15 protein-coding genes are annotated in these 12,430 nt (G+C 50.7%); 8 read left to right on the forward strand and 7 right to left on the reverse strand.

Annotated elements, in window-relative coordinates:
* Nucleotides 1-112 precede the first annotated feature (112 nt).
* The 3 genes from AC23NW_RS12140 to AC23NW_RS12150 all read right to left on the reverse strand — a co-directional run bounded on the left by AC23NW_RS12140 (nt 113) and on the right by AC23NW_RS12150 (nt 1,971).
* Complete coding sequence (locus tag AC23NW_RS12140) at nt 113-1,159, reverse strand: FecR family protein (RefSeq protein ID WP_487449785.1); 1,047 nt, start codon at nt 1,157-1,159, stop codon at nt 113-115.
* A gap of 210 nt (nt 1,160-1,369) precedes the next feature.
* On the reverse strand, nt 1,370-1,576 hold the full coding sequence (locus AC23NW_RS12145; protein WP_293835075.1) for a hypothetical protein: 207 nt from the start codon (nt 1,574-1,576) through the stop codon (nt 1,370-1,372).
* 116 nt (nt 1,577-1,692) lie between these two features.
* Entirely contained in the window at nt 1,693-1,971 is a 279-nt protein-coding gene (locus AC23NW_RS12150) for an Rdx family protein (protein WP_293835073.1), read from the reverse strand.
* A 74-nt stretch (nt 1,972-2,045) separates the two neighbouring features.
* Here AC23NW_RS12150 and AC23NW_RS12155 point away from each other — a divergent pair, with 74 nt between their 5' ends.
* From AC23NW_RS12155 to AC23NW_RS12170, 4 genes are all read left to right on the forward strand, one after another.
* Nucleotides 2,046-2,516: a GNAT family N-acetyltransferase gene (locus tag AC23NW_RS12155; RefSeq protein ID WP_487449787.1), complete on the forward strand. Its 471-nt coding sequence runs from the start codon at nt 2,046-2,048 to the stop codon at nt 2,514-2,516.
* The gene (locus AC23NW_RS12160) at nt 2,513-3,895 is read left to right on the forward strand and encodes a sialate O-acetylesterase (protein ID WP_487449788.1); all 1,383 of its coding nucleotides are present in this window, start codon (nt 2,513-2,515) and stop codon (nt 3,893-3,895) included. The genes AC23NW_RS12155 and AC23NW_RS12160 overlap by 4 nt, the downstream gene beginning before the upstream one ends.
* A 93-nt stretch (nt 3,896-3,988) precedes the next feature.
* Nucleotides 3,989-4,507 (forward strand): DinB family protein, encoded by a 519-nt coding sequence (locus AC23NW_RS12165; protein ID WP_487449789.1) that lies wholly within the window; start codon nt 3,989-3,991, stop codon nt 4,505-4,507.
* A 46-nt stretch (nt 4,508-4,553) separates the two neighbouring features.
* A complete protein-coding gene (locus AC23NW_RS12170) occupies nt 4,554-5,096 on the forward strand; it encodes a DUF4136 domain-containing protein (RefSeq protein WP_487449790.1) in 543 nt (180 codons plus the stop codon).
* Between the two features lie 55 nt (nt 5,097-5,151).
* Here AC23NW_RS12170 and AC23NW_RS12175 read toward each other — a convergent pair whose 3' ends face one another.
* The gene (locus tag AC23NW_RS12175) at nt 5,152-5,769 is read right to left on the reverse strand and encodes a 3'-5' exonuclease (RefSeq protein WP_487449791.1); all 618 of its coding nucleotides are present in this window, start codon (nt 5,767-5,769) and stop codon (nt 5,152-5,154) included.
* A 422-nt stretch (nt 5,770-6,191) separates the two neighbouring features.
* Between AC23NW_RS12175 and AC23NW_RS12180 the strand changes: the two genes are divergently transcribed.
* On the forward strand, nt 6,192-6,908 hold the full coding sequence (locus AC23NW_RS12180; RefSeq protein ID WP_487449792.1) for a hypothetical protein: 717 nt from the start codon (nt 6,192-6,194) through the stop codon (nt 6,906-6,908).
* 105 nt (nt 6,909-7,013) lie between these two features.
* On the opposite strand, the gene rpiB is transcribed toward AC23NW_RS12180, so the two are convergent.
* The 3 genes from rpiB to AC23NW_RS12195 are packed head-to-tail and all read right to left on the reverse strand — an operon-like array spanning nt 7,014 to nt 8,502.
* Entirely contained in the window at nt 7,014-7,442 is a 429-nt protein-coding gene (gene rpiB, locus AC23NW_RS12185) for a ribose 5-phosphate isomerase B (protein ID WP_293835059.1), read from the reverse strand.
* A gap of 5 nt (nt 7,443-7,447) precedes the next feature.
* Nucleotides 7,448-8,047 (reverse strand): PIN domain-containing protein, encoded by a 600-nt coding sequence (locus tag AC23NW_RS12190; RefSeq protein WP_487449794.1) that lies wholly within the window; start codon nt 8,045-8,047, stop codon nt 7,448-7,450.
* Nucleotides 8,044-8,502, reverse strand: a complete 459-nt coding sequence (locus AC23NW_RS12195; RefSeq protein ID WP_487449795.1) for a hypothetical protein — start codon at nt 8,500-8,502, stop codon at nt 8,044-8,046. Before AC23NW_RS12195 ends, AC23NW_RS12190 begins: the two co-directional genes overlap by 4 nt.
* An 81-nt stretch (nt 8,503-8,583) precedes the next feature.
* Here AC23NW_RS12195 and zwf point away from each other — a divergent pair, with 81 nt between their 5' ends.
* From zwf to fumC, 3 genes are all read left to right on the forward strand, one after another.
* Complete coding sequence (zwf, locus tag AC23NW_RS12200) at nt 8,584-10,089, forward strand: glucose-6-phosphate dehydrogenase (protein WP_487449797.1); 1,506 nt, start codon at nt 8,584-8,586, stop codon at nt 10,087-10,089.
* A gap of 42 nt (nt 10,090-10,131) precedes the next feature.
* Nucleotides 10,132-10,845, forward strand: a complete 714-nt coding sequence (gene pgl, locus AC23NW_RS12205; RefSeq protein ID WP_487449799.1) for a 6-phosphogluconolactonase — start codon at nt 10,132-10,134, stop codon at nt 10,843-10,845.
* 170 nt (nt 10,846-11,015) lie between these two features.
* Nucleotides 11,016-12,419 carry a class II fumarate hydratase gene (fumC, locus tag AC23NW_RS12210; protein ID WP_487449800.1) on the forward strand — a complete coding sequence of 468 codons (1,404 nt, stop codon included), beginning with the start codon at nt 11,016-11,018 and terminating at the stop codon, nt 12,417-12,419.
* Nucleotides 12,420-12,430: the final 11 nt, after the last annotated feature.

The following is a 12,430-nucleotide window of genomic DNA, read 5'->3' on the forward strand; positions in this document are numbered from 1 at the left end:
GCTATGAGGGAGGGAAGTATCGGAAGCTGGCCGTGGTGCAAACATGGTCAGCTTTTTTGCGTATAGTGATCTTACATAGGCATCTGGTTTACAGGTCGGGTTAAGGTTAATGTCAAATGTTCGCACAGCCCTTGCCACTGATAACAATTGTTGTTCCTTCTGTGACATAACTGGATTTGGTCGCTGCACAAATCATATCGAGTTGTGCATAGAGGCCAAGGCCTCCGAGATCGGCCGTCAGCGGGCAGTCTTTTTGTTTTGGATTATCGAGCCGGATGCTAATACCGTAGGCGGCTTCTAATTGTGTCACTACCTCGCCAAGGGGCACATCGTCGTAATTAAAGGATGGCCTGACGGGAATCGTAGCCTCTTCGGCAATGAGCTGCGGATGATCTGATACGTTTATATCAAACTGTTGTTTGTCAGTAATATAGGTTGCTTTTTGATTGGGCCGAAGAATGATTTTACCCGCCTGACCACGCGTTGATTGCCCTGTGCTCTGATAAACAGAAACCCGCCCGGTTACTACCTCTACTACAACATTGTCGGTTTGATCCTGTGATTTTATCCGGAAACTGGTACCTAATACCCGTGTGATGACCGGGCCGGAATAGACATAAAACGGGCGATCCGGTTGTTTGGTAACGTCGAAGAATGCCTCCCCGGCTAAGTAAATTTCCCGCTTTCCGGGGGCAAAACCGGTCGGGTAGGTGACTGCGCTTCCGGGGGCGAGCCGGACCGTACTGCCGTCGCTGAGCCGGACGGTTTCGGTTTGACGGGAGGTATTGATATGCTGAATCCAGTCGGGATGACCGATTTCCTGCGGGCTTACCCGTGCAATCGGGCTTGACGGTGGCCGTAAGAACCACCAGCTAAGGGTTAGCGCCAGTACCACCGATGCGGCAATGGCGATCTGTCGGAAACCGATCCGGCGGGAGGACGCCGGCACCGGCATGGGAACTACACCGGCGGATAAAGTCCGGTTTTGTATCTGCTGCCACAGCATGGGTTCCAGTTCCTGAAATTCGAGTTCGGAAACGGGCTGCTTAGTATCATTTTGTAGCGTACCGTACCAATGCTCAACAAAGAGTTTTTCTTCATCGGTGCATTTCCCTTCCAGATACTGTTGCAGTAAATAACCTAGCTCTTTGCGGCTCATAAAGTTGAAGGCTGTCCGTCTATTACATGACAGATTTTACCCTTACTGACCGCAAATGATCTTATTAATACTTTGAAAATTTATGTATATTGCCATAAGGTTGCAGAATTTTCCTTGATAAATACAGAAATGCAAGCGTTATAGCAGGAGGCAGAGAGGTAAAAAGAAGAATAGGCCGGGCCTGACATTGTTGCATCAGGCCCGGACATACTAGGTTCTGTTGATCAGGCTTACACCGGCGCCGAAAAACACAAGACCAACCAGAAACGGAACGATGGCCTCGCCCAGGTTTTTAACTTTCATGCCCAATACGGCCTGCCCGTCCTTGAGGTAGGCAACCAGAGCAAATAAAATAACAAAGGTGCCCAGGATCGTCAGGAAGGCACCGAAGAAGCGTCGGAAGTTTGCGTTATCCATTTTTCAGTTTGACTAATTTATAACCGCTGCGCCGGAATTGGCCGGCCAGCCGGTTTAGTATTCATGCATTTACCTATGTAGGCACAAAATTAAGGCAAAATCGGGCAAAAACGGCCTTAACGGTTATCAGAATGCCCGAGACTCTTAGCCGGATTAACGATGTCCCGCACCAATTGCTTTAATTCTTTTATCTCAGGGAATCGGCCGGCTACCTTGCGGTTAAAAATCTCCTGCCCGTCGATACTGACTGTAAAGCGTCCGCTGACTTCCGACGGGTGGAGCAGCACGCCATGTACGTCGTCGGTAAACGTGGTCAGGAGTTCCTGGGCCATCCATGCCGACCGGAGCAGCCAGCCGCATTTCGGGCAATAGTCGATGGTAACAGTCGGTTTCACGATATTTGTCAGGGGATTTGTCGGTTGTAAGGTCAAATTTAGGCAGATTTGTCATCTTTATAGAAATCACTGCGATGAGTTTAGTAACAATAAATCGTACGACAGCGGCTGATCCGGACTTTATGGCGCTGGTCACTGACCTGGATGCTGATCTGTGGATCCGGTATCAGCCCTATCAGGCCAAATACGATGCCTTCAACAAGGTTGATACCACGGCCCGTGTGGTCGTGGCCTTTCTGGATGAACAGCCGGTCGGCTGCGCCTGTTTCCGGCCGATGACAGACGATGAGGCTGTGGAGATCAAGCGGATGTTTGTCAAGCCTGAAGCCAGAGGCAACGGCGTCGCTATGGCCATGTTGAAGGCGCTGGAGGCGTGGGCTGCCGAAGAGGGCTTCCGGGTTGCCCGGCTGGAGACCGGCAACAAACAGCCCGAAGCCGTTGGGTTATACGAAAAAGCCGGTTTTGTGCGTATTCCTAATTACCCGCCGTATGTTGGTTTTGACACCAGTATTTGCATGGAAAAACCAGTAACCCTTCACGTATGAAAAATCTGTTTTGCCTGTTACTGCTCCTGGTAGCTGCCCGGTCGCGCGCTGATGTTTATCTGCCTGCCATCCTGAGTTCTGATATGGTGCTCCAGCAGCAGACCGATATTACCTTGTGGGGGTGGGCCAACCCGACGGAGCAGATTACAATTACGGCCGGCTGGGATAATAAACCCGTCAGCACGACCTGTGCCGAGAATGCAACCTGGCGCGTCACGCTGCACACACCGGCTGCGGGCGGCCCGTATAAAATCACGATCAAGGGGTACAACACCATTGTGCTTGCCAATGTTCTGGTCGGTGAAGTATGGCTTTGCTCCGGTCAGTCAAATATGGAAATGTCGGGCTACGGGGCGAAAGATGCCCGTGCGGAATTGCCGTCGGCCTATAATCCGGCGATCCGGTTTATAAAAATCCCGAAAACAGCGGCCGATTATCCGCAGTCAACGATGCGGGGCAGCTGGGCCGTTTGTGATTCCAACAGCCTGAAAAACGTTAGTGCGGTTGGCTTTTTCTTTGGGCGGAAGCTTCAGCAAACGTTGAATGTACCGGTCGGGCTGATTGATGCGAGCTGGGGCGGATCGTATATGGAAAGCTGGGTGCCGGAGTCGCTGGTAATGCTGTACCCCGATCTGAAGCGGTCGGCACAGGCGATTGGAAAGGCACCGTGGAGCCCGAATAAAGCCGGTGTGCTGTACAATGGTATGATTGCGCCACTGACACAATTTCCGATTGCCGGTGTGATCTGGTACCAGGGCGAATCGAACCGGCACGATCCCCGGGCCTATTATCACCTGACCCATGTAATGGTCGATAGCTGGCGGGGCCTGTGGCAAAAGGAATTTCCGTTCTATAGCGTTCAGATTGCGCCCTACACCTATAATGGTAAGTACGAGACGGCTGCGGTGCGCGAGGCACAGGTGCGGGCCACGGATCTGCCCAAATCAGGAATTGTGATAACAACCGATCTGGTCGATAACATCCGGGATATTCATCCGGCTTACAAAAAAGAAGTCGGGTTACGGCTGGCAAATTATGCACTGGCCGAGACCTATGGTAAGGCGGTTGGTGCGTATAAAAGCCCGCAGTACAAGTCAATGCAGGTGACGGGTAATGTGGTGCGGGTTGTGTTCGACAATGCGCCGGACGGGTTTATCGTGAAAGGCACCGACATTACGGAGTTTGAAATTGCCGGTCCGGATAAGGTATTTACGAAAGCGCAGGCACGCGTGAAGGGCAACACGATTGAGGTATCGAGCCCGGCGGTGTCGAATCCGGTGGCGGTGCGGTTTGCGTTCCGTGACGCGCCGGAGCCGAATCTGTTCAGCAAAGGTGGCCTGCCTGTTATTCCGTTCAGGACGGATGACGGAGAATTATAACAGGATTTGTGTGATTTAATGACCGGCATGATTAGTTGACCGGTGGAATAGATTGATTGTCGTACCGCTTTCAGGCCTTTAAGGTTAAAAAATATGGCAGAAACAAAAGAGGTTTGGTTGCGGGGGCCGTTGCCCGATATGCCGGCGTTGCTACAGCCGGTGGCGCATGCGTTGTTGCAGGCCCGTGAAGAAGTAAATATACTGATGAGCGGGGTAGCCGATGAACTGCTTTGGGAACGCCCGGCCGGACTGGCTTCGGCGGGGTTCCATTTACAGCATCTTACGGGTGTGCTTGACCGTTTACATACCTATGCGCGGGGAGAAATGCTGTCACCGGAACAGCTTGAGGGCCTGGCGCAGGAAGGGAAACCACCGGTGACCGGTGTGACGGCAAAAGCGCTTGTCGCGGCCTTCAACCAGCAGGTTGACAAGGCGTTGGCTCAGCTTAGCCGGACAGATGAACAGACGCTGACTAATTTCCGGGGCGTCGGTCGTGCACAGCTTCCATCGACGGTGCTGGGATTGCTCGTCCATTCGGCGGAACATACGATGCGGCATCTGGGCCAGTTACTGGTAACGGTGAAGGTCGTGCAGGCACAGGCTGCCCGTTAGCAACTGTTTAGCGTTTAAACGTGTTTTATAGTAAATACTAATGAACATGAAAAACGCAGTTAAAGGAATCATCGGACTCTTTCTGATAAGCGTTATCGGCTGCTCGCCCTATCGGATAGTTCAGAACAAAACCGACCGGTCGGCGACATGGTCTGATTACCGGACCTTTGCCTTTATTGATACAAACCGGGTCGGGTCGGAGCCGGGCACCAGCTACATGGCAGCGATGGAGCGCATCAAAAAAGAAGTGACGGTACAGATGCGGCAAAGGGGATATCAGCTGACAAACGATAATCCCGATCTGCTGGTGAATTTAGGGGCTGTGGTGCGGGAAAAGACCCAAACCCGTCAGACTACGATTCAGGAGGCGCCGTTATATGTCGGTCAGCGCCGTTATCACTGGCAAAGCCAGGAAGTGCCGGTGGGGAATTATCAGGAGGGAACGCTGAATGTGCATATTGTGGATGCCCACCGGAACGCACTGGTATGGGACGCCGCCATTTCACGCGTAATTACATCGCAGCCTCTGGCAAATGATGAGTTACAGCAGGCGGTCGGCAGGTTATTTGAGAAAATGCCGAAGAGCTAGCAACGTGGGACTAAACAGCAAGGCCACTGCCCGAATACAGGCAGTGGCCTTGTTTTTATAAGCTAATCTGCATCTTATCGCCGATGGCATAAATTCGTTTCAGACACTCGGCCGTCAGAACGGCATCTTCCAGTGCATTATGGAAATCGTCTTCCCGTTCAAGCCCGAAATGGGCGGCAATGGCGGTGAGGCTGAGCCGGTCGGGTACCCGCTGGTTGTTTTTCTTCAGCACACGGAAAATAAAGTAACTCAGCGTGTGCAGGTCAACGAGCGTGCGGCTGTAAGGCCATTTCAGCTTCTCGAGCCGATACGCTTCTTTCAGGAAATTAATGTCATTAATCACGCTTTGTCCGCAGATAATGACGTTTTTCAGGTAGGGCGTATTGTCGGATGTCTGCTGCGTTTTACGGATACCCAGGTGCTCAATAATCCACTCTTCCATTTCCGGCAACACATCATAGATCATCGGCGCGTCTTCGAGCTCGGCCAGCGATATGTTGTGAATTTTTTCGGAATATGACGAAAACGCTTCTTCATTTTCGGGGTACACATTGGTCAGATACCGGCCTTTCTCCACCCAGTTATCGTCGAATAAAACAGCACCAATCTGAATAATTTCATTCCAGTCCGGCTCCGGGCCGGTCATCTCAAGGTCAAGAACAAGAAAAGGCATCCGTGTAATTGGTTCAAGTTAGGTCTGTAAAAGGCCCCAAAATGCAGGCCATATATTTACGAACGAAGATAATTGGTAATAATGAGATTATTTATGAAAAATAACCGGACTATTTTTCAGGGTTGAAACAAATTGACCCGTCAGAATGTTTTACTGTTACATTAGCTTAAAGACAAAAATCCCCGGTCAGTGACGGCCGGGGATTTTTATTTTCACCTGTCTTCAGACAAACCTCAACTGAATGATTGGGCTAAAAAAAGTTATTTTTTTTAGCCGTCTAGTGGCTTGATAGAAAGAAGCTTACCGTTGAACCACCTGCTGCCTTACACTGAAATTCAATCCATCGTTCCAACGCTTTTTCCGGTGACAGGGTCTTTTTATCAGATCCCGGGATTGATTTTATTTTAACAAACTCAATTTTTATGAAGCGTACATTCATGTATGGCCTGCTTGGCTTAGCGGCTTTAGTGTCTGCCTGTCAGCAGGATAATGATTCAGTCACCCCGGATAATGGTGTTGTGGTAAATTCTGATTTTAAACAGAATACGGATAGCTGGACGGGTGATTTCACGGATTACAGTACTCAGCAGGACAGTATCATGGAATTTAGCCTGACACATAAGGGGCTACCGGCTCCGCTGGATACAACGAAAAAGGCCTTGCGGATTACCGGCAGTAACCGGAGCGATGATATGTTTATGTTCGTGAAGCGGAAAGTGACTGGTCTGACGGCAAATACAACGTATCAGCTCCGGTTTGACATTGAACTGGCGTCGATGTATGCCGATAACAGCGTAGGCATTGGCGGATCGCCGGGTGGCAGTGTTTACCTGAAAGCAGGAGCGTCAGCAACCGAACCGGCGAAAGTAAAGGAAAATGACTTCTATCACCTGAACCTGGATAAAGGCAACCAGGCAGAGGGCGGTAAGGACCTGATTGTGCTGGGAAATGTCGGTGCCGGAACCGATGTAACCCAGTATAAGCTGATTCAGCGGGATAATGCTACCAAAACGTTTTCGGCCAAAACCAACGACAAAGGCGAATTGTGGGTCATTGTGGGGACCGACTCCGGTTTTGAAGGTATCACTACCTTGTATTATAACAAAATCAAGGTAACTGCGACGAAAATAACAAATTAGAGCTGGGGGCTCTGCAAATCAGAAACGACTCAACTTCGGGAAGCTCAACCACAAACTGGTGCGTGTGGTGTGGCGGACTTTCCGATAGTTGGGTCGCTTTCTTTTTCAGGCGTCCAGCAAGTCGATGCGTTGCTGGTGCCGGCCTCCTTCGAATGGCGTTTCCAGCCAGATCCGGACGATCTGAAGGGCCATATCTTCCGTAACCATCCGTTCGCCGATAGAAATTACATTGGCGTTATTGTGCTGCCGCCCGAGCCGCGCCGACGCTTCGTTCCAGCACAGCGCACACCGGACACCCTTGATGCGGTTGGCCATCATGGCTTCTCCGTTTCCGGAACCGCCCAGGACAACGCCGCGCTCAACCTCACCAGCCGCAACGGCTTCTGCCACAGGGCGTATAAACACCGGATAATCAACAGAAGCCTCGCTGTCGGTACCTTTATCGATGACCTCGTGGCCAAGATCGGTCAGTAGTTTTTTGATGGCTTCCTTGTACCGGAAACCCGCGTGGTCGGATCCAATGGCTATTTTCATAATCGTTATGTATTGTTTTTTACAAAATGCAGTCCATGATCAAAATTTGTTATGAGCTTACATCTGAGCAGATCAAGCTCTTCTCTGAGAACAGGATCATCAAAATCTTTGCGATTCTTATTCAGGAAACAGCTTTGGTCAGACTTATGTTGTTGAAGATGATGTAAAACGGAGGTATATACAATGGCGTCCTGGGAACTGCCGAACGTGTTTTCGTAATATGTTGCTTGGTTCAGTATAGATGCCGTTAACGGGATTATTTCAGCTGTTGCTAAAAGCCGTTTTCTGTATGCTGAAAATCGCTGCCAATCGTCAACTGAACTCTGAATAAGAAACTGGGTGATGTTTGTAAGACTATCAATTCGTCCGGCATTACCGCTGTTCCGGCGTAGTTGCACGAGTTCATTATTTAGCTGCTGTTGCAGCCCTTTTCGTATTGTTGCCTGTCTTTTCAGCTTTTCGTGTGGTTCTGCCAGCGAATAGGCAGGTAAAATCAGTTGACACACTTGTTGTTCACTTAACACTAAAAGTGCTTCGCAGGCATTGCAGTGTTCTTGCTGAAAGGCCAGTTCGAGTATAAAATTAGTCTCTATATAGACATTCATGCTGCAATTTCATAAACAACATTAGCATGGGGTAACATCTCTTGCAAACCTGTACTTTTGATCCATTGAGGTAATACGGAATCGGTAGCTGTACTTTGCCGGATAAGGTTGCTAAGCCACGAGAAAACAATAAACTCAAGAATTTGACTATTTATTTGCTCTGATGAAACAACAACTCCGTTCAGATAAGGGCCAATGATTGATTTAGCATCAATAATGTAGTCCGGAGTTATTGGTTTCGTAAGGTCCGACTTATTATCACCATACCATAAGTAAAAGAAGTCGGGAGTAGCCAGCAAGAAGAAAGGTGCATCCGGTAAACCTCCGTGCGCGTTCATGTTGCGTCGGTATTGAGCTGCCCAGGCAGGAGTTGTACCCTTTCGGTTCTTAACTTCGCCGGTCAGAACAAGCCGGTTCTGACGGTCATAGATTGCTAAATCCCATCTGTGATCCATAAAAAAGGAGATAAATTCTTACCAAAGATAACGTTTTATTAATTCTTCATGTTACAGGGGTTATACAACCAAAAATTGTACATGACTGCAACTACAAAACGACCACCTGCCTCAATTGTCTTTATTTTTGGCGGCAGTGGTGACCTCAACTACCGGAAATTAATACCTGCACTTTACAATTTATCGCTCGACGGCTACCTGCCGGAGCAGTTTGCCGTGGTCGGTATCGGCCGTAGTAAATATAGCGACAGCTCATTCCGGGACCGTTTGCTGGAAGGGATTAAATCATTTTCGCGGCAGAAAGACGAACTGGATACAAAATGGGATGCCTTTTCTAAATCGGTTTCCTACCTGAATATGGATGGCGAAGATGCCGGGGCCTATAAAAAGATTGCCGACTGGGTCAAGGAAAAGGAAACGGAGTGGAATACGCAGGCAAATGTTATTTTTTATCTGGCGGTGGCTCCTCAGCTTGTGCCGGATATTGCCACAAATCTGGGGAAACTCCCGCTCTGCGGCGACACGTCGCGTGTGCGTATTGTGGTGGAAAAACCGTTTGGGCATGACCTGGAAAGTGCCCGTTCGCTGAATACCCTGCTCGGCGGTTTGTTTGCCGAAAAGCAGATTTATCGCATCGACCATTATCTCGGAAAAGAAACAGTGCAGAATATTCTGGCACTTCGCTTTGCCAATGCGTTATTTGAGCCCCTCTGGAACCGTAATTATATCGATCATATTCAGATTACGGCGGCCGAAACCGTTGGTCTGGAGGGCCGTGGCGGTTACTATGAAACATCCGGTGCGCTTCGGGACATGGTCCAGAATCACCTGCTTCAGGTCCTTTGCCTGATTGCTATGGAGGCGCCGGTCTCGTTTGATGCCGATGAAGTACGGAATAAAAAGGTGGATGTGCTGAGTGCGATCCGTCATTTTACGCATGACGCCGTTCGCGACAATGCCGTACGCGGACAGTATGACGCCGGTGTTGTAAACGGGAAAAAGGTGGCTGCTTACCGCGATGAAGAAGGAGTCGCCCATGAATCGGCGACGGAAACCTTTGCGGCCGTGAAGTTCTTTGTCGACAACTGGCGTTGGTCGGGTGTACCGTTTTATGTACGGACGGGCAAATTTCTGCAACAGAAAAAGACCCAGATTACCATTGAGTTTAAATCAGCACCGCATTTCGCGTTTCCTCAGGAATCGGCCGATACATGGCGGCCAAACCGGTTGATTATCAGTATTCAGCCGGATATGGACATTCGTCTTCGTTTTCAGGCCAAGCGCCCCGGGCAGTCGATGATGCTGAATCCGGTCGAGATGGTGTTTAATTACGCCGATGCTTTTGACGGGCAGCAGCCGGAAGCCTATGAAACGCTGTTACTGGATGTGATGCAGGGCGATGCTACCTTATTTATGCGTGCCGATCAGGTCGATCAGGCCTGGCAGGTGGTTACGCCGATTCTGGATGTCTGGCAGAAACGCCCGCCGGTTGATTTTCCGAACTACCAGCCGGGTTCGTGGGGCCCCGAAGATGCAGAGGCGCTGATCGCACAGGATGGGCACCATTGGGTAAATGTAAAAGTCTAGCACGGAATAAATAGCGTGCCGTATTACAGTGATGCTACAGGTATGATAATCAAAACAAAAACCGAAGAACTGGCAACCCGTGTGGCGGACTGGCTGATTGGCTATGCCAATGAGGTCATTGAGCGGCAGGGGCGGTTTGCCATCGCGTTGTCGGGGGGGAGTACGCCGAAAGCGCTGCATACCTTACTGGCGGCTGAACCCTACCGTTCGCAGACTGACTGGTCGGCCTGGCAGGTGTTCTGGGGCGATGAACGGGCGGTTCCGTTTGACGATGACCGTAATAACGCCCGGATGGCCTACGAAACACTGCTGAACCACGTACCGGTGCCTCCGGCGCAGATTCACGTGATGCGGACTGACCTTGAGCCGATTGAATCGGCCACCGAGTACGCCTACACACTGCATTCCCTGTTCGACGGGCAACCGCATACGTTTGATCTGGTTCTGCTGGGTATGGGTGACGACGGGCATACGCTTTCCCTTTTTCCGGGGCAGGACGTTGTGCATGAGCAGCATGCGTGGACCAGTGCGTTCTGGCTGGCCAGTCAGGACATGTATCGGATTACACTGACGGCACCGGTTGTCAATCAGGCAGCCTGTGTGGCCTTTCTGGTGGCCGGAGCCGGCAAGTCCGAAACGCTCAAAGCCGTGCTGGAGGGGCCATACGTTCCGGACCAGTACCCGTCGCAGGTGATCAAACCTGCCGATGGCCAGCTGATCTGGTTTATCGACGAGGCAGCAGGGGCGCTACTTTAGGCTGGTCAAACAACCCCCATCTATAGGGGTTGACCAGGAAAATTTTGAATTACCGGACATAGTATTGCCCTGTGCTTTACCTTTGCAGCGAAATTTAAGGGAGTGAACGGGCGACCGTTGTCTAAACGCCGCTCATTCACTCATTCACTCTTTCGCTCTTTAACTATACTATGGAATTTCGCATTGAGAAAGACACGATGGGTAAGGTGGAAGTACCGGCTCACGTTTATTGGGGAGCCCAGACCCAGCGGTCCATCGAAAACTTTAAAATTGCGCAGGACATCAATAAAATGCCCCGCGAGATTGTCCGTGCATTTGCTTACCTGAAAAAAGCGGCGGCGCTGACGAACTTCGACGCGGGCGTATTGCCGAAAGAAAAATGTGATCTGATCGGTCAGGTTTGTGACGAAATTCTGGAGGGTAAACTCGATGACCAGTTTCCGCTGGTGGTCTGGCAGACCGGTTCAGGTACGCAGTCGAACATGAACGTCAACGAGGTGGTTGCGTATCGCGGTCACGTGATGCAGGGCGGTCAGCTGACGGATGAGAAAAAGTTTCTGCACCCGAACGACGACGTGAACAAGTCTCAGTCATCGAACGATACATTCCCGACGGCGATGCACATTGCGGCGTACAAAATCCTGATGGAAGTAACAATCCCGGGCATTCAGAAGCTGCGGAATACGCTGCACGCCAAAGCCGTTGAGTTTAAAAACGTCGTTAAAATCGGCCGGACGCACTTCATGGATGCCACGCCGCTGACAGTAGGGCAGGAGTTCTCGGGCTATGTATCGCAGCTGGATCACGGCCTGCGGGCGATCAACAATACACTGGCCCATTTGTCAGAACTGGCCCTTGGCGGTACAGCCGTCGGAACAGGCATTAACACGCCGCCGGACTATTCAGAAAACGTGGCGAAACACATTGCCGGCCTGACGGGTCTGCCATTTGTGACAGCAGAAAACAAGTTTGAAGCACTCGCTGCCCACGATGCAATTGTGGAAGCCCACGGTGCCTTGAAAACCGTAGCTGCCAGCCTGATGAAAATCGGTAATGACATCCGTATGCTGTCGTCGGGACCACGGGCAGGCATCGGTGAACTCTTTATTCCGGACAACGAACCGGGTTCGTCGATTATGCCGGGTAAGGTGAACCCGACCCAGTGTGAGGCGATGACAATGGTGGCGGCTCAGGTAATGGGCAATGACGTGGCGATCAACTTCGGTGGTGCCATGGGCCACTTCGAACTGAACGTATTCAAGCCGGTAATGATTTACAACTTCCTGCACTCAGCCCGCCTGATCGGCGATGTGTGCGTATCGTTCAACGATAAGTGTGCGGAAGGTATCCGTCCGATTGAAGAAAACATTACGAAGCACGTAAACAACTCGCTGATGCTGGTTACGGCGCTGAACACAAAAATCGGCTATTACAAAGCGGCGGAAATCGCCCAAACGGCTCACCGTGAGGGATCAACGCTGAAAGAAACGGCCATTAAACTGGGCTACCTGACTGCCGAAGAATTCGATCAGTGGGTAATCCCCGGCGATATGGTGGGGGAGATTAATGTGTAGTACCTGAATCT

It is taken from the genome of Arsenicibacter sp. R0_47 (genome assembly GCF_057652235.1).